Source organism: Bacillus sp. FSL K6-1284, assembly GCF_038002625.1.
In the GTDB taxonomy this organism is placed as follows: Bacteria; Bacillota; Bacilli; order Bacillales; family Bacillaceae; genus Bacillus; species Bacillus paralicheniformis.
Genome location: NZ_JBBOCW010000001.1, coordinates 287,208 through 303,438 on the forward strand (window position 1 = coordinate 287,208; position 16,231 = coordinate 303,438).

The window sequence follows — 16,231 nt, forward strand, 5'->3', positions numbered from 1 at the left end:
TAAGATGGTAAAACCGTTATTGGAGGAAACTGAAACAGTTTCAGCGACATATATGTTTTTAAGCAGTATTTCAGCAAAGGATAAAGCGGCCCGGCTGAACGCGCCGCTGAAAAGCGTTTTAAAAGAACTGAAAGAATTTGATAAAGTGCTAAAAAGCGAAATCGAAGGGCAAAAAGGTATGATGATCACGAAAATTAAAGAAGAATTAGATCACAAAAGTGAAAACCGCAAAACCGTCATCACCCGGATGAAATCAGACAACGAGCAGTTTGCAAACAGTTATCATGACATGATTGAAACTTTGCGGAAGCAAAACGTAACACTTTACTATAAAAAGAATAAGCCCCTTGATCAATAAAAGATGACCCTTGACATCAGAGGTCATTTTTTTGTTCCAATGACTTGTGTTTGTACAACCCCGCGCCTGTGACTTGATCCGTGTTAGTGGGAAAGTAGATTGGTATCAGTCAATAGATCCGGAAGCTACAAGAGGATTCAACTAGAAATATAAATAATTTTTGTAAAAAACACACGTTTTTCAATTACAATGAGTGTAATTGCACGTGTGTTTTTATGTTGAAAAGGATAGGTGAACAAGATGCAGCGCATATTGCTTATTGAAGATGATCATTCGATCAGTGAAATGGTCGATCATTATTTAACAAAAGAAGGGTTTGAGGTCGTGCTTGCTTTTGACGGAGAAGAGGGCGTTCGCTTGTTTCAGCAGGGCAATTATGATGTGATTCTGCTCGACATCATGCTTCCTAAACTGAACGGGATGGATTTTCTGAAATTGATCCGTGAACAGAGCAAGGTCCCGGTTTTAATGATTTCTGCAAAAGACGGGGATGTCGATAAAGCGCTGGGGCTGGGTTTTGGTGCGGATGATTATATTGCCAAGCCGTTTTCGATGATCGAACTGACCGCAAGAATAAAAGCCGCCATTCGGCGCGCAACGCAGTATTCCGCCAGTGAGCCGGCAAATCAAAAACTACGTATTCACGAGCTTACGATTGATATAGAAAATGTATCCGTACAAAAAAATGGTGAACCGCTTCAGCTGACATCAACGGAATGGAAGATGCTGACCTTGTTTGTGACAAACCCTAAAAAAGTATTCACAAAAGAACAAATCTATCGTTCGGTTTGGAATGAGGATTATTTTGGCGATCAAAATATTATTAACGTCCATATGAGGCGCTTGAGGGAAAAGATAGAGGATGATCCTTCCTCTCCGCAATATATTAAAACACTTTGGGGCATCGGTTATAAATTAGGAGAGTTTTAGCATGACAATGTTATGGATTGGCATGCTGATGATTTTGGCGTCTCTCAATATCGTCCAATATAAAATGAAAAAACAGCGGGACCAAAACTTGAAGTACATCACGGAAAAGCTCAGTATGATGCTAAATGAGCAGGCGGCTGATCAAATTTTATTAGGAACGGATGATAAAGTACTGCGGGATCTGCTCGTGCAAATGAACCTGTTTGTTGAGGAGCGTCAACGCATAACAGCCCGCTTTGCAAAAACGGAGCAGTCAATGAAACGAATGCTGACCAATATGTCCCATGATCTGAAAACCCCGCTGACTGTTGTGCTCGGATATATCGAGGCGATTCAAAATGACTCGGATATGGCGGAAGAAGAGCGTGAAAGGCTGCTGGAAAAACTTTATCAAAAAACAGGAGAAATCATTCAGCTGATGAATTCTTTCTTCGACTTGGCCAAACTCGAATCAGAAGATAAGCAAATACTGCTCACGAAAATACATATCAACGAAATATGCAGAAAAAACATTCTCCAACACTATGATGCCGTTCAGGCAAAAGGTTTTAAAGCTGTCATCGACATCCCGGATACCCCGGTTTATGCACATGGAAATGAAGAAGCGCTTGACCGGGTTCTGCAAAACCTTTTATCAAATGCGATTCAATATGGTGCAGATGGAAAGCTGATCGGATTGTCCCTTACATATGATGACACGCAGATTGTTATTACGGTTTGGGACCGTGGGAAAGGGATTGGCGAGTATGATCAGCAGCGGGTGTTCGAAAGGCTGTACACCCTTGAGGAATCGAGAAATAAAGCGTTCCAGGGAAGCGGGCTCGGCTTAACAATTACAAAAAGGCTCATTGAGAAAATGGGAGGGGGCATCTCTCTCCAAAGCAAGCCGTATGAACGGACAGCGTTTTCCATCACGCTAAAACGAATGACCTATTAGCAAACGTAAGAATTTCTTAAGAAACAAGAAATAAAAAAGACAGCGTCCATCGCTACAATAGACACATAGCAAAGACAGGAAAGGGGAAACAGAGTTGACTTACATCGTACAAACAAGCGGGCTTACCAAGACATTCAAAGGTCAAGAAGTTGTGTCAAATGTAAGCATGCATATACGAAAGGGAGAAATATACGGTTTTCTCGGCCCGAACGGAGCCGGGAAAACGACCGTCATGAAGATGCTGACGAGCCTCGTAAAACCGACAAGCGGGGAAATCAATATTCTCGGGCATAAGCTGACAAATCAATCATACGAGATTCTCGGCAAAATAGGCAGCATGATCGAATACCCGATTTTTTATGAAAATCTGACAGCCAATGAAAATTTAAATCTGCACTGTGAGTATATGGGATATCACAATAAAGCCAAGATTCAGGAAGTGCTGGACATGGTGAATTTAAAAAATATCGACAGCAAACCTGTCAAAACATTCTCGCTTGGTATGAAGCAGCGTCTTGGAATCGCGCGTGCCATTCTTACCAAACCCGACTTGCTCATCTTAGATGAACCGATTAATGGCCTTGATCCCATCGGGATTAAAGAAATCAGAAACTTATTTCAAGTATTGAGCAAAGAATATGGAATGACATTGCTCATCTCAAGCCATATCCTGAACGAAGTAGAGCAGATTGCAGATACAATCGGAGTGATTCGGGACGGCAGGCTTGTTGAAGAAGTATCGATGGAAAGCGTAAGAGGCCGGAACACAGAGTACATTGAACTCGTGACGCCGAATCAATTGCGGGCTTGCTTTGTGCTTGAACATGAGCTTCAGATTGCTAATTTTAAAATACTAAATGATAAAACGATCCGAATTTATGATGCCGAAGCTTCTCAAACAGCCATTTCTAAAGCTCTGATTTTGAATGATATAGAAATTGAGTCCATGAATAAAAAGCATACTTCGCTTGAGGACTACTTCCTCAGCTTAATCAACGGCAATGCGGCCAGCGCACAAGGAGGCGGAGATGCTTGCTGAATTTATTGAAAATCGAAATGAAAAAGATGAAGCTTGGCTGGTATGTACGCGGAGCCGTCTTTGCCAATTTCATCATCCTCGGTTTTCTGTGGATGGTGACCTTCACAGAAGGCAAGGATACGTTCCAAACGATTGATGAAACATTTCTTGTGATCGGCACTTTCGTCAGAGCGGTTTTTATCATTTTTGGAGCCGTGCTGATTTCAAAATTAATCATTTCAGAGTTTAAAAACAAGACAATACTTGTGATGTTTACGTACCCGATCAACCGAAAAAAACTGCTGGCTGCTAAACTGCTGATCGCAGGCGGGCTGACTTTCATTACGATATTGATATCAAATGCATGCGTTGCCGCTGCTTTTTTTCTGCTGAATTCAATCTATGGGGTCATCCCCGGCGAATTAACAGCTTCTATGGTTTCTCAGCAGGCTCTGAAAATGATCGTTTTTGCTTTTGGCGCCGCAGGAACGAGTTTAGTGCCCATCTTTTTCGGAATGCGGAAGCACTCCGCTGCGGCAACGATCATTTCGTCTGTCGTGATCAGCATGTTGATCAGTTCCACAAGCCCGGACTTTTCCATTTCTTCAATTATTTATATTCCTTTATCTCTGGCCGCTGTCGGTCTGATTTTTTCCTTTTTGGCAGTAAGGCGGATCGAAAAAATAGATGTATTTTAACGGAGTTGAAGTTCAATGCTGAATTTAATTAAATTGGAGTTTAAAAAAACGAAACTAGGGTGGTATTACAAAGGTGCAGTGATTGCAAATCTATGTATACTCGGTTTTTTGTGCCTGATCGGATCGGAGGAAAAAAATCTTACTCAAGACCAAATGGCGATGGCTGACGCGGGATCCACGCTGCTGCTTCTCGGAACTTTTGTAAGGTCTGTGTTTATTGTCTTTGCAGGCGTGCTGATTGCCAAACTGATCATCGGAGAGTATAAAAACAGAACCATCACGGTCATGTTTACATATCCGGTCAGCCGAAAAAAACTGATCGCCGCAAAACTGCTGCTCACCGGCGGATTGACCTTCTTGACAATGATCGTGTCCGAACTGATTCTTGCGTTTATTTTCTCGCAGCTCAATGATATCTATCAATTCAGCCCGGAAAAACTGACGCTGCAAGCCATTGGAAATGAGATTGGCAGTATGCTCATTTACGCTGCTTCTTCGACAGGGTTGAGTTTTATTCCACTATACTTTGGGATGCGCAAACAATCCGTTCCTGCCACTATTGTGACATCCTGCATTTTGATTGCGCTGATCGGTCAGCAAAGTCCTGGATTTTCAATTGCTTCTATTATTTATATTCCTGTTTCATTGGCTGTAATCGGGATTGTTATTGCGTTTTGGTCGATCCGAAAAATTGACCGGGAAGATGTATTATAATGGATCAATTATATAGTGAAGGTGCAAATTGACGGATTCCAGGCATTTACCTATACTTGAAGAACTGAAACAACAAGGAAAACGGGTGAACATGTCATGGAATTTGAAATTCGCTATATTTCTTTTTACGTCATTCAGGTCGACGGCAAGGATGAGCAGGCCAACAAGCAATATAAACATTTTCAGACGCTGGATACAGAGGAATTTGAAACCAGCGAACTGAAGGATTTCTTAGACGGGGAATTGAAAAAAATCGTGAAGCGGAAAGCCGAACGCCATCCGAAATCAGAGCAGGTGCCGACGAAAATCGGCCGCTTCATCACAGAGCCGGGGCATGAGCTTGATTCTAATCCGAACTACAATCTGTTTCACAAAACAAAACTGGCGGAGACAAAGGAAGAATTCAATGAGCTGAGCGAACAGTTCGTCCGCACATACCTCGACACGAGCGCCGTCAGGGGAGGCGTTTTTTTGGTGGCGACAGCCGTACCGCGCAAATACTTCGATGATACATTTGTCTTTGTCATGAAGTGCGACTTTGAACCGAAGGTCGCTTCGATCGCCGATGAATCATCGCTGATCCGCAAGGTCGAAATGGCGATCACGACGAAAAACATGAAATCGATCCAGTATCCGCACATGCCTGAAGAGGGCATGACAGAGGAAAGCGAAGTGAAAATCCACCAGGCCTCGCACGCCCGCTACTTTGAAGACTTCTTAAAATTCGTCGAGTACGGCGAGTCGATGCCGGAAATCATGAAGTCCCAAGTGATGAACATGGTGCAGGAGCATGTGTACGAAGCATTTGAAGACAAAAGCGAAGAACTCCAGCAGTTTGAACATGATCTCGAAATCTGGGAAGCGAGCGAAAAGCGGGAGATTCAGGAACGCCTCGACACCCATCAAGTCATCGAAGCCTCCGCCCAGATCGTTGAGCATATGCCTGAGGCAGAGCTGAAAATGAAGCTGGGAGCAACCGAGATTAAAGGACTGCTGGCTGAATTCGGAGATTCGATCCACCTTGCCAAGGTAAACGGGCGCTATGTCGCGCTGATAGAAGCCGAGACGATTTCCTTTGAAAAGGGCAGTTCTCCGGTGGAATTTTATAAACCTGAGGGACTGCATGAGGTGATTGAGCGGATACGGAATAAAAGTGACAGGGAAGATTAGAAATAAGGAATGGCATCCGTTTTTTCGGATGCCTTTTGATTTTTCATCTAAATTGATGAGGGTGCTATGTAAATTACTGTTTAATAAGGTTAATATAAACATAATCAAGCCGATATAGGGATTATAGAAAGAATTGAGGAGAGGTACCCAATGCGTCTCAATAGTCAATACATCCGTACACAGCTGATGATTCAGAATATGTTGAAAAGGAATGCGGCTGATCCAACTGTAAAAAATGTCTCTTCCGATATCACTGCCTTTGCGAAGAAGGCCAGCAGTCAAGCGGGAAGACCATCGAAGGAAAGTTTGAGTAAGCTGAACTACTCAAAGGACAGTATTGTGAATCATGCCGAAGCTTTCAGGCGGGCATACGAAGCAGCAAATGATCAAACTGTGGAAGAAACGAAGATCAATGCCCAAAACCCCTATGAGTCAGAAAGTGATATCAGGAAAAAAATCTTAGATGAAAAATACAGCAAAATCAATGCAATGAACAAAACGAAACCTGATCCTTTAGGCTATATTAAGGATAAATACAAAAATTCCAATTCCCCTTATTTCAGAAATGACCTGTCGGCAGCAGAAAGACAAGCTGCATATGACAATGAAACTGAGTGGCTGTTCAAAGGAAAAGCGCAAAACTATAATATGCAGGATGCCGCGTTTCGAAATGTGAATTTTAATGGGGAAGTAGAGGCGGAGAATGAGAAAATATATCAGCGCAGCCAAGTCAACAAACAGCTTCAAGCGCTGCTGGATCAATATCATATTGCCATTCCTGCGGATACGGCGCTCACCTTTACAATTTCACCGATTGATTATCAAGTAAAAGTGAGCGGAACAGATGATGAGCAGCTCATCCATCAACTTGAACATATATTGCAATCAGGAGAAAACAGCAAACAGTTATTTCTGCATATCATGAAAAGCTTGAGCAGCGATTCAGCCCAATATTCCAAAGAAGCGCAGCAAAAATATCACACGGTTCGCGAGATATATGAGGTGACAGGCTATCACCTGAAGGACTTGGAAGTGGTTGATGGCCGATATGTAACACCTGACGGCCGTGATTTGTTAGATGTGTATAAAGAAGAGCTGGAGAAGGACCCTGTCCAAAAGAAAACGGCTCATTTCGCAATCGCTCATTATGGAGCAGAGCTGAACAGACTTGCAGAAGCCGGATATGATTCTGTTCCGGATTTTATCTTATCTATTGACTACAGCAACGGATCTTTGCGGGATACAGGGCAAAAGAAAAGCTATGGAACCGGGGATACGGCTTGGCTAAGAGAATTAAAGCGCCGAACGGGTGTTAATTATTAGTTAGGCAGGAACATATGGGTTTCCTCTATCAGGTTGATTTTCTTAATAATTGAATTTTGCGTTGCGGGTCACCCTGCCACCTGTTAAAATAAGGATAACTTTAAAGAACGGAGGGATTTCCCAAATGGCATACATCAGATTCCGATTGAACTTTGTCCTCGCTAACTAAATCGTGAACAAAGTCTCTGCCTGTGTGCAGGGTAATCGGGATCAGTCTGCCTGTTTTTAGGGGACCCTTTATGCAATAACAGAGGGAGAGGCGCGGATTCCAGCGCCTCTTTTTTTGCCTTTAAAAATAGCTTATCTGAAGCTTGCCTTCAGTTTATTTGTCATATTATCTTTTTCCGTTTACTTTCCAGCGCAGGCAGACGACCTGTGCTTTTTTTTATTAAAAACCTTCAGTAAAGGGGAAAATCGTATATGACAATTGTAAATGAACAAATTGAACAAATATTAAAACTTGCGGAAAAACACGGCCTTCGGCTGAAACGAAAGCATGCGGAAATCAACGAGTCCGGCATGGATTTTCAAGTCGTCTTTGCCGAAGATGAAGCAGGCAAGAGATGGGTCTTGAGAAAACCGCGGCGCGACGATGTGATTGAAAGAGCAGTGTATGAAGGGAAAGTGCTGAAGCTGCTGCAAAACCATCTTCCCGCCGCTGTGCCGGATTGGCGCATTCATACTCCCGAACTGATTGCATATCCGGAGCTTCCGGGGGTTCCTGCCGCGGTCATTGACATGGAGGTGAAGAATTACGTATGGAACATGGATCATGAGCCTCCGGCTGAAGCCTTTGTCAAGTCATTGGCGAAAACGCTCGCGCTATTGCACAGCATTGATCATAAAGCCGCAGAAGAAGCGGGCATGCATGTGATGAATCCGGATGGCGTCAGGCGGTCAAAAGCAGAGCAGATGGAACAGATCAAAAGAGAGCTCGGGGTTAGCGGCGAGCTCTGGGAAAGATGGCAAAAGTGGCTGTCCGACGACTCGTATTGGCCTGAACATACTGCGTTTATCCACGGCGACTTGCATCCCCCGCATATTTTAATTGACCAGCATCAGAGCATAACTGGGCTGTTGGATTGGACGGAAGCGAAAATCGCCGACCCGGCAAAAGATTTTCTATTATACGAGACGATTTTAGGAGAAGCCGAAACCGCCCGGCTCATCTCTTATTATGAAAAAGAAGGGGGCCGGGTCTGGCCGCGGATGAAAGAGCATATTACGGAATTGCAGGCCGCCTACGGCATCGAAATCGGCATGTTCGCCCTGCAGACAAAACAAGAAGAGCACTTGAAGATGGCGCTGGACGCGCTTGGGGTCAGACAATAAAAAAAGGGCTGTCGATTTCGATCGACGGCCCGTTTCACATCATAATTTTTTCAATTATAGCAAAAAAAACCTTTTTTTCTTCCTCTGACAATTTGCCGAAGAGCTTGTCGATCAAGGCCTGGCGGTTTTCCACCATTTGTGCGGCGATCCTCGTGCCTTCTTGCGACAGTTCGATCCAGACGGTGCGCCGGTCATCGTTATTTCTCGATCTGATCACAAAGCCCTCTTTCTCCAAATGGTTCAGAGCTGTTGTCGTTGCTGATGGAGACAGGGCGACCTCCTGTAAAATCTCCTTTATCGTACATGTTCCGTGTCTGTAAATGATACGCAAAATAAACCCTTTGCCGCTCGTGATACTTTTCGGAATCGTTTCTTCGTCCAATTTCTTTGAAGACCGCAAATATTTCGTGAAAGCATGATCCAATAGATTCGCTTCAATCCGATGGTGATTCATGAAGGTTTCCTCATTTCCGACATCGTGTAGTAGATCAGCAATTTTATGCTGGTCAAACAAACATAGGTCTATTTTATCATAAGCGAATGCTCCGCAAAAAACGATTTTATGAATTTTAACATGAGTCATTTAATTTCTTTTGTTATCAATTCATAAAGATAATAATTCTATTATGAAATAGTTTTACAATGGATATATTTTGTTTTAGAATGAATTTGTGCGTCACATAATCTCACCAGGTTTTGTGAGAAACAATGAAAATTTGGAGATGAAAATTTTGAGTACACTTCAGCAATTAATCAATCATCATATGGAAACGTCAGATGGGTTGGAAGCATTGTCCGGAGGAGATCGAACGTTTACGTTCAAAGCGTATCATCAACGGGTGAACCAGCTGGCTCATTATCTGCTGGAGGAGGGTGTTCAAAAAGGAGACCACATCGCGGTTTTATGTAAAAATAATCATCATTTTCCCGTCATTTTGCTGGCGTCTCTTAAAATCGGGGCGACAGTCGTGCCGTTAAGCTGGCAGCTGACATCGTATGAATTAAAAGGAATCTTGAACAACTGCCGGCCGAAGGTGATGTTTTATGACTTGGAATTTGCCGATATACTAACGCCGCTCCGCGAACAGCTTCAGTTCTGCCTGATGATTGAAGCGGGTGCGGGAATGAACACGACTGAACAGTTTGAGAGCCTATTTAAAAACAGGCCGCTGGAGGTGGAGGCCGACCAGGTGACCGAGCATGATTTGGCTTTAATGCTGTTCACCTCGGGCACGACCGGAAATCCGAAAGGCTGTATGGTCAACCACGGCAGTCTGGCCGCATACTTGACAGAGGTGAACGTGAAATCGAAACAGCTGAAAGGCATGCGCTTTTTAGCGAGCCATCCGCTTTATCATATGAGCTCGCTCAACCATGTTTTTCAGGCGGCTTTTGAAGGAATTGGGCTTCATTTCTTATGGGACCCCGAACCGTTTGAAATCCTGCAGGAGATCGAGAAGAAACACATTCATATGATGATGGCGTTTCCTTCCGTCTACACTTACATGCTGGAGGAAATGAAAAGACATCCATTCGACCTGTCGTCTGTGAAAATGCTTGTCTCCGGCGGCACCAAGGTGCCGGCGCGGCTGATTAAGGAGTACAATGACATGGGAATCCTGATGGTGCAGGGGTATGGCAGCACAGAAGCATGGACGGTTAGCGTATGGCGGCCTGACATGGGCTGGGATAAAGTCAATTCAGCCGGCAAGCCGATTCCGCAAGTCAGCATAAAAATCGAAGACCCTGATACACATGAAGAGCTGCCAAGGGGCGAAGTCGGAGAAGTCGTCGTCAAAAGCCCGTATGTTTTTGAAGGGTATTACCAAAATCCTTCCGCCACGCAAAAGGTGCTGAAAGACGGCTGGTTTTATATGGGGGACTCCGGCAAACTTGATGAAGACGGATTTTTATATATTACCGGCCGGTATAAAGACGTCATTGTCTACGGAGGCGACAACATTTATCCTGACCAGGTGGAGGAGATCATCGATCAAGTGCCCGGAGTCGTCGAATCGGCCGTCATCGGCGTCCCGGATGAAATGTACGGGGAAGTTCCGAGGGCGTATGTGGTGAAAAACGAAAGCTCCGGCCTTAAGAAGGAGGACATTATCGCGTATTGCAAAGAGCGCCTGTCCGACTATAAAATTCCTGAAATCGTTTTTACCGACAGCCTTCCGAAAAACAGGCTCGGCAAAATCGTCAAAAAAGATTTGCGCGAACTGGCTGTTAAAGGACAGTGAGCGCAGTAACAGAAAGCTTATCCAGCATTGGATAAGCTTTTTTTGCTGCCGTTTTTTGTAACGTTTTCCAATGCTAAACCCACTACAACAGTAGGAGGTGTTGACAATTGAAATCGAAATGGAGTGCGATGGTGATATGGACCGGTCTTTTATTGTTGGCCGGATGCGGAGTGCACAAGGAGGCCGATCCCCCGCCCGTCAGATCCGCGCAAAAAACGGACGCCTCGTTATCTGAAGCTGAACAGCGGTTTGCGCTCGCATTGTTTCAAGACATGATAAAAGAGGAAGGAAGCCGGAAAAACATCTTCCTCTCGCCTTACAGTATTCACCAGGCACTTGTGATGACGGCAAACGGTGCCGCGGGAGATAGCAGAAAGGAACTGCTCGGCACTTTAAACCTCAACCAGACGGATATGACATCGATCAACAGGATGTCACAATCTGTGAATCGTTCGCTAGAAACGCTGCCTCACGGCGAATTTTCATCGGCCAATTCGATATGGTCCAAAAGGGAGCTGAAAGAAAGCTTTCAAGACGCGATCAAAGGCCTTGGCGACGCCTATCAGCTTCATGATGATCCAAATCGGGCAGCAGAAGAAATCAACGGCTGGGTCAAAAAGAAAACGAAAGACCGCATTGATCAGATCGTTGACAAGGTCTCGTCGAATACGATTGCCTACATCATTAATGCCGTCTATTTTAGAGAAAGCTGGAAGCATCCATTTGATCCTCACATGACAGCGGAACAGCCATTTTATTCTGCGGACGGCTCCGCAAAAAAACACCCCATGATGACGCAGACAAACCGCTTTCCTTATCTGGAAAACAAACATTTTCAAGCCGTCAAGCTTCCTTTTCAAGACGAAGGTCTGTCATTGGCTGTTTTTCTGCCGAAAAAAGCGGCAAATCTTGAACAGCTTCTAGCTGGCATGACGTATGATCAATGGCGCGCCTTGCATAAGGGCTGGACGATGAAACAGGTGGAGCTCAAGCTGCCGCGCTTCTCATTTCAAACAGACTACATGTTAAATGAACCGCTTAAACGGCTTGGAATGAAAACCGTGTTTAGCAGCGCGGATTTTTCAAATATGTTTGCCGGAGAAGGCGCCGCTCAAATTGATAAAGTCAGACATAAAACATTTATCAAAGTAGATGAAGCGGGTACCGAAGCATCCGCGGCAACGGCGGTTGAGATCATCGAATCAGCTCCCGTCCCTGAAGTGACGATGACTGCAGACCACCCGTTTTATTTTGCGATTGTTGATGAAACATCCGGAATGAACCTTTTTGTGGGCAGTGTGGCAGAGCCGTCGGATGAGTAAACTTGGGAAAATTCTATTATTTTAAAAATATTCATTAAACTTCCAATTCAATTACCGATATAAGGAAGGGAGTTCCTTTATGGTGATGAATAAACGGGAGGCAATGACAAATGAAAAAAAGTTTGTTTCTTTTCGTGTTCAGTGTGTTTTTGATGGCGATTCCAGCATTTTCGGCTTCGGCAAATGTTTACGAAGATGAGTATGAACCCAACAATTCTTTCGCTGAGGCTTACGATTTAGGATTGTGGAAATACAAGACGATTTCGGCGACGATTCACAGCGAAAGCGATAAAGATTATTACAAATTTTACGCGACAAAGGGAGAACAGCTTGCCATTCACCTAAAGAACATCCCAGCAAATACAGACTATGATCTTTACTTATTTAAAGATTCTTACGGCTATCCTGCAGTAGGATCTTCTGAAAGAACGGGAAACCAAAATGAAATCATCCGCTTGGATGTTCCGGAGACAGGCCGGTACATTGCGGTCGTCACGTCTAAAGACGGTTCATATGACGGTTGGGGATTTTACAGACTTGAATTTATCGACAGAATGAAGAGCGGTGCTTATACGGCGAATTTGTCTCCATCATCCATCTCAAGCCCGGGACAGGGAGTCGTTTCTCCGGTTGCCGCCGTCAATCTTGCCAATGTCTCGGCCATTCCCGAAGGAGCGACTGTGAAAAGCGTTTCCGCCGAGGGAACCATTTCTCCGAGCCTCGGACACACCTACAGGGAAGTTCTGAACAAGGAAAAAGGCGTTTGGCACACATCGGTTTCCGGCGGCACACTGTTTCCGGATCTAAAGCCTGAACTTGCGCTTCCGGTCAAAACGACATGGAATGTGAGATACTATTCGCTCGCTTGGAGCAGTTCAACATGGAGATCGCCGCAGCTGAAGATCAATTATCAATATGATTCAACATACGGCTGGTAAACAGATCCAAATTCCGTCCGATATAAAAAGTAATCGAATGTAATTGGCATGAAAGGAGCTCCCATGAATATTAGAGACAGGGTAAAACTTTCGCTTTATTCCGAGCAGCTGATGAAGCCTGCCGCCGCGGAGATGCCGGCTAAGACTACAGGTTCCAAGAGAATGGTCGGCAGCCAAACAGACACCCTCTCCATCAGCAAACAGGCTGAAGCGGCTCAAAAAAATGCACCGTCATTACGATCACAAATGAACGGCGTTCAATTTGAGATCTATAATCTTTATGTGGACAGGCAGCGTTTGAACAGCCAGATCGATGAGACGCTGCGCGAGAGCAGAATTTCTCTTTCCGAGAGTGAACATCTGACATTGCATGTAGACGGAAATAACCGGATTATAGTTGAAGGCATCGAAGATGAACAAAAAAGAACCCGGATCGAAGCCGTTTTAAATAACAGTGATAAACGGTTTGGCGCCCGTCTGTTGAGCCATGCGGAATTGATCGGTGAACAAAATGGAACGCCGCTGGATAAAGAAGCTTATGAAAAATGGCATGTGAATGAGTTTTTGAAAACGATTGCCGGTCTGTCTTTGGCTGATGTCAGTTTGGATGAAAAAGGAGAGCTTGAAGGCGGAAATGAGAGGCTCATCAGAGTGATTGACTCTGCCAAAGACCCGAAAAGCGACTTGGAGAAGAGCTTTCAAAACATGCTGAAGAAGCTGAAGAATGTTCTGGTGAAAGGGCCGGACACCATTGCGGACAGATCGGCTTCTTTCGGATATGCCGGCGGAACGCTCATCGATCTCAATGTATCAAAAGGATTCTCCGCGGGCCAGCTGAACGAGTGGCTGGATGATCCGTTTCTTAAAGAAGTCTTGCTGAACAATTCTTAAAAGACCTGGCGAAGCAATTTTGCCGGGTTTTTTGTTTGTATAAAAAAAATTTCAAATTTCGCATTGACCCTCACGTTGCGGGATACTTTATAGTCGATATTGAAGGGAGTTCAGATAAATGAAAATGAAAGTAAAGGAAGTGGCCGACTTAGTCGGCATCAGTGTGCGCACACTGCATCATTATGATGAAATCGGATTATTAGCTCCGTCGGAGACGACCGAAGCCGGGTATCGGCTGTATTCAGATGACGATCTGGAAAAGCTGCAGCAAATCCTGTTTTTCAGAGAGCTTGACTTCCCTTTAAAAAAGATTAAAAGCATTCTTGAGAACCCTTCATTTGACAGGAATGAGGCGCTTCAGCTCCATCGCAAAGCGCTGCTGGAGAAAAGAAGCCGGCTTGACCAAATGATTGCGACAATCGATAAAACGATCCAATTCGCGAAAGGAGAAATCAACATGACAAACGAGGAAAAATTCGCGGGATTTGATTTCAGTCAAAACCCGTATGAGGAAGAAGCGCGGGAACGCTGGGGCGATGAAGCCGTCGACAGATCGAAGGCCTATATCGAATCCATGCCCGAAGGTGAACGGAAAAAGATGGAACAGCAATATGATGCCATTTACAGAAAAATCGCCGCCCTCAGAAAAGGCGCCTCAGACTCAGAGGAAGCACAGGCGGCTATAAAGGAATGGTACGACTTTCTGAACAATAACACCGGCCACAGCTATTCGCTCGAAGCTTTCAAAGGTCTGGGACAAATGTATGTTGCTGACGAGCGCTTTACGAAAAACATTGATCAATACGGCGCCGGCTTGGCGAAGTTCATGTGCGACGCCATGACGGTGTTTGCTGACAGGAATAAGGAATAATCGCTGGAAACCGCCTGATAAGGTCGTGAAATGACCTTTTAGGCGGTTTTTTTAATTTTAATGTGAGCTATTCCTTTTGGGCAATAGCCTGTGCTCACTTATTTGATTTGCAGGGTAAATGCTGTGTTTGATTTGTGTCGAATCTTCTAATATGTTATTATATCGTCAGTCGATATATCGTAAGGCGATGTAAAATAAGGAGGCGAATGATTTGAATACACACTTTACCGGGATGTTATTTGTTTTGAGCGGAATTTTTTTATTAAATTTAGCGATTTTATCAGGAATAAACGGTGTATGGTGGGGACTAGCTCTTGGCGGCAGCATCATTTTCAATCTAATAGGTGTTGTACTGCTCATGAGATATATAAATGAAAAACGCCATACTTAAAATGAGGTGCGAAAAGTGAAGAAAAAAACGGCGGAAAGCTATTTACCGCTTACGCAGGCTACGTATTACATATTATTGTCATTAACTCAACCATTACATGGCTACGGCATTATGCAAAGGGTTGAGAGCATGAGTGAGGGTGAGGTCAAACTAGGGCCTGGCACTCTTTATGGTGCACTAAGCAAACTCGAAAAGCAGGGGCTGATTAGAAAGGAAGGCGAATCCGGCGATAATCGGCGAAAGCAGTATATTTTAACGAATGAAGGATGGCAGGTGATTGAACTCGAATTTAAACGCCTATCCAAATTAGTGACGATCAGTCAATCTATTTTTCAAAAAGAGGGAGATACAAGTCATGAGTAAAAAAAGAAAGCGTAAATTCCGTTTTTTTCTTGCTTGGCAAGACCGGAAGGAGGAGAACTGGCTGAATGAAATGGCAAAACAGGGGTGGATGTTAAAGTCCTTCTTTTTATTTATCTATATATTTGAAAAGACAAAACCAAGCAATGCAGTATATCGGCTCGACTATAAGACAACATCAAACCTGGATCAGGAAGAATATATTCATATATACGAGGATGCAGGCTGGAAGCATGTGACACAGTTTTTAAATTGGCATTACTTTGCGGCTGATCCCAGTCAAGTTCAAACAAATGCGATTTATACAGACCGCGAATCTGAAGCAGAAAAATATAATGGCTTACTAAAAGTGCTGTATGCTGCATTTGCCAGTGTATTTCTCAGCTTGGGACTACCGCTTCTCGTCATAGGCATCCCTGGATATTTTTATTGGATAGCAGCATTCAATCTCCTTGTTTTGTGTCTGTTGACCGTGTGTATATTAAAGGTTCGTAAAAAAACAAGAATTTAATGCTGATTGACACATGCTAATTTTCAGAGTAATATATTTTTTACAAATCATGTACGGTTAAACGATATTGAGGAAGAGCAAGTACGTGTCAGAGCATGGGTTTAAGAGAGTCGGTGGCTGGTGTGAACCGATGCCCTTCTGACGCCGAATGGGCTTCTGAATCGCTTCGCTGAAACGGACAGTAGGCGGAGCCGGGATAGTTCTCTCCGTTATCAAGAGAAGCG

18 protein-coding genes and 1 other annotated feature (1 of these 19 running past the window's edge) are annotated in these 16,231 nt (G+C 44.1%); of the genes, 17 read left to right on the forward strand and 1 reads right to left on the reverse strand.

The features are described 5' to 3' along the window. Window positions 1-4: 4 nt before the first annotated feature. The 9 genes from MHB72_RS01565 to MHB72_RS01605 all read left to right on the forward strand — a co-directional run bounded on the left by MHB72_RS01565 (window position 5) and on the right by MHB72_RS01605 (window position 8,480). Complete coding sequence (locus tag MHB72_RS01565) at window positions 5-358, forward strand: hypothetical protein (protein ID WP_020450003.1); 354 nt, start codon at window positions 5-7, stop codon at window positions 356-358. Window positions 359-610: 252 nt separating this feature from the next. After that, a complete protein-coding gene (locus MHB72_RS01570) occupies window positions 611-1,288 on the forward strand; it encodes a response regulator transcription factor (RefSeq protein ID WP_126430477.1) in 678 nt (225 codons plus the stop codon). Window position 1,289: 1 nt separating this feature from the next. Beyond that, window positions 1,290-2,225: a HAMP domain-containing histidine kinase gene (locus MHB72_RS01575; protein ID WP_023857761.1), complete on the forward strand. Its 936-nt coding sequence runs from the start codon at window positions 1,290-1,292 to the stop codon at window positions 2,223-2,225. Between the two features lie 94 nt (window positions 2,226-2,319). Continuing rightward, window positions 2,320-3,264 carry an ABC transporter ATP-binding protein gene (locus tag MHB72_RS01580; RefSeq protein ID WP_025810825.1) on the forward strand — a complete coding sequence of 315 codons (945 nt, stop codon included), beginning with the start codon at window positions 2,320-2,322 and terminating at the stop codon, window positions 3,262-3,264. Continuing rightward, window positions 3,258-3,941 (forward strand): ABC transporter permease, encoded by a 684-nt coding sequence (locus MHB72_RS01585; protein ID WP_216921618.1) that lies wholly within the window; start codon window positions 3,258-3,260, stop codon window positions 3,939-3,941. The genes MHB72_RS01580 and MHB72_RS01585 overlap by 7 nt, the downstream gene beginning before the upstream one ends. Before the next feature lie 15 nt (window positions 3,942-3,956). Beyond that, window positions 3,957-4,655: an ABC transporter permease gene (locus tag MHB72_RS01590; RefSeq protein WP_023857763.1), complete on the forward strand. Its 699-nt coding sequence runs from the start codon at window positions 3,957-3,959 to the stop codon at window positions 4,653-4,655. A 96-nt stretch (window positions 4,656-4,751) separates the two neighbouring features. Then, window positions 4,752-5,825 (forward strand): DUF3900 domain-containing protein, encoded by a 1,074-nt coding sequence (locus MHB72_RS01595; protein ID WP_020450009.1) that lies wholly within the window; start codon window positions 4,752-4,754, stop codon window positions 5,823-5,825. A 150-nt stretch (window positions 5,826-5,975) separates the two neighbouring features. Continuing rightward, window positions 5,976-7,148, forward strand: coding sequence for a DUF4885 domain-containing protein (locus MHB72_RS01600; RefSeq protein ID WP_026580472.1), 1,173 nt, complete (start codon window positions 5,976-5,978; stop codon window positions 7,146-7,148). A gap of 420 nt (window positions 7,149-7,568) precedes the next feature. Further along, window positions 7,569-8,480, forward strand: coding sequence for a macrolide 2'-phosphotransferase (locus MHB72_RS01605; protein ID WP_023857765.1), 912 nt, complete (start codon window positions 7,569-7,571; stop codon window positions 8,478-8,480). Between the two features lie 34 nt (window positions 8,481-8,514). Here the strand turns inward: MHB72_RS01605 and MHB72_RS01610 are convergent, their stop codons facing one another. Next, window positions 8,515-8,934, reverse strand: a complete 420-nt coding sequence (locus tag MHB72_RS01610; RefSeq protein WP_020450012.1) for a MarR family winged helix-turn-helix transcriptional regulator — start codon at window positions 8,932-8,934, stop codon at window positions 8,515-8,517. A gap of 277 nt (window positions 8,935-9,211) precedes the next feature. Between MHB72_RS01610 and MHB72_RS01615 the strand changes: the two genes are divergently transcribed. The 8 genes from MHB72_RS01615 (at window position 9,212) to MHB72_RS01650 (ending at window position 16,007) form a co-directional block, all read left to right on the forward strand. After that, complete coding sequence (locus MHB72_RS01615; RefSeq protein ID WP_020450013.1) at window positions 9,212-10,723, forward strand: class I adenylate-forming enzyme family protein; 1,512 nt, start codon at window positions 9,212-9,214, stop codon at window positions 10,721-10,723. 107 nt (window positions 10,724-10,830) lie between these two features. Further along, a complete protein-coding gene (locus tag MHB72_RS01620) occupies window positions 10,831-12,045 on the forward strand; it encodes a serpin family protein (protein ID WP_023857768.1) in 1,215 nt (404 codons plus the stop codon). Between the two features lie 110 nt (window positions 12,046-12,155). Next, complete coding sequence (locus MHB72_RS01625; RefSeq protein ID WP_216921612.1) at window positions 12,156-12,983, forward strand: PPC domain-containing protein; 828 nt, start codon at window positions 12,156-12,158, stop codon at window positions 12,981-12,983. A 63-nt stretch (window positions 12,984-13,046) separates the two neighbouring features. Next, window positions 13,047-13,874, forward strand: a complete 828-nt coding sequence (locus tag MHB72_RS01630; protein ID WP_216921609.1) for a DUF4885 family protein — start codon at window positions 13,047-13,049, stop codon at window positions 13,872-13,874. A gap of 118 nt (window positions 13,875-13,992) precedes the next feature. Then, window positions 13,993-14,745, forward strand: a complete 753-nt coding sequence (locus MHB72_RS01635) for a MerR family transcriptional regulator (RefSeq protein ID WP_020450017.1) — start codon at window positions 13,993-13,995, stop codon at window positions 14,743-14,745. Window positions 14,746-14,956: 211 nt separating this feature from the next. Next, window positions 14,957-15,136, forward strand: coding sequence for a hypothetical protein (locus MHB72_RS01640; RefSeq protein ID WP_023857771.1), 180 nt, complete (start codon window positions 14,957-14,959; stop codon window positions 15,134-15,136). A gap of 15 nt (window positions 15,137-15,151) precedes the next feature. Beyond that, window positions 15,152-15,499: a PadR family transcriptional regulator gene (locus tag MHB72_RS01645; protein WP_023857772.1), complete on the forward strand. Its 348-nt coding sequence runs from the start codon at window positions 15,152-15,154 to the stop codon at window positions 15,497-15,499. Beyond that, entirely contained in the window at window positions 15,492-16,007 is a 516-nt protein-coding gene (locus MHB72_RS01650; RefSeq protein WP_216921607.1) for a DUF2812 domain-containing protein, read from the forward strand. The genes MHB72_RS01645 and MHB72_RS01650 overlap by 8 nt, the downstream gene beginning before the upstream one ends. A 58-nt stretch (window positions 16,008-16,065) precedes the next feature. Further along, window positions 16,066-16,231 (forward strand) — a binding site (T-box leader); it runs 93 nt beyond the window's last position.

What these genes read in the sequence shown, in the direction of transcription:
- MHB72_RS01565 (WP_020450003.1), top strand. Translation starts at nt 5, where the DNA reads ATGGTAAAACCGTTATTGGAGGAAACTGAAACAGTTTCAGCGACATAT.
- MHB72_RS01575 (WP_023857761.1), top strand. Translation starts at nt 1,290, where the DNA reads ATGACAATGTTATGGATTGGCATGCTGATGATTTTGGCGTCTCTCAAT.
- MHB72_RS01590 (WP_023857763.1), top strand. Translation starts at nt 3,957, where the DNA reads ATGCTGAATTTAATTAAATTGGAGTTTAAAAAAACGAAACTAGGGTGG.
- MHB72_RS01595 (WP_020450009.1), top strand. Translation starts at nt 4,752, where the DNA reads ATGGAATTTGAAATTCGCTATATTTCTTTTTACGTCATTCAGGTCGAC.
- MHB72_RS01600 (WP_026580472.1), top strand. Translation starts at nt 5,976, where the DNA reads ATGCGTCTCAATAGTCAATACATCCGTACACAGCTGATGATTCAGAAT.
- MHB72_RS01605 (WP_023857765.1), top strand. Translation starts at nt 7,569, where the DNA reads ATGACAATTGTAAATGAACAAATTGAACAAATATTAAAACTTGCGGAA.
- MHB72_RS01610 (WP_020450012.1), bottom strand. Translation starts at nt 8,934, where the DNA reads ATGAATCACCATCGGATTGAAGCGAATCTATTGGATCATGCTTTCACG.
- MHB72_RS01625 (WP_216921612.1), top strand. Translation starts at nt 12,156, where the DNA reads ATGAAAAAAAGTTTGTTTCTTTTCGTGTTCAGTGTGTTTTTGATGGCG.
- MHB72_RS01630 (WP_216921609.1), top strand. Translation starts at nt 13,047, where the DNA reads ATGAATATTAGAGACAGGGTAAAACTTTCGCTTTATTCCGAGCAGCTG.
- MHB72_RS01635 (WP_020450017.1), top strand. Translation starts at nt 13,993, where the DNA reads ATGAAAATGAAAGTAAAGGAAGTGGCCGACTTAGTCGGCATCAGTGTG.
- MHB72_RS01650 (WP_216921607.1), top strand. Translation starts at nt 15,492, where the DNA reads ATGAGTAAAAAAAGAAAGCGTAAATTCCGTTTTTTTCTTGCTTGGCAA.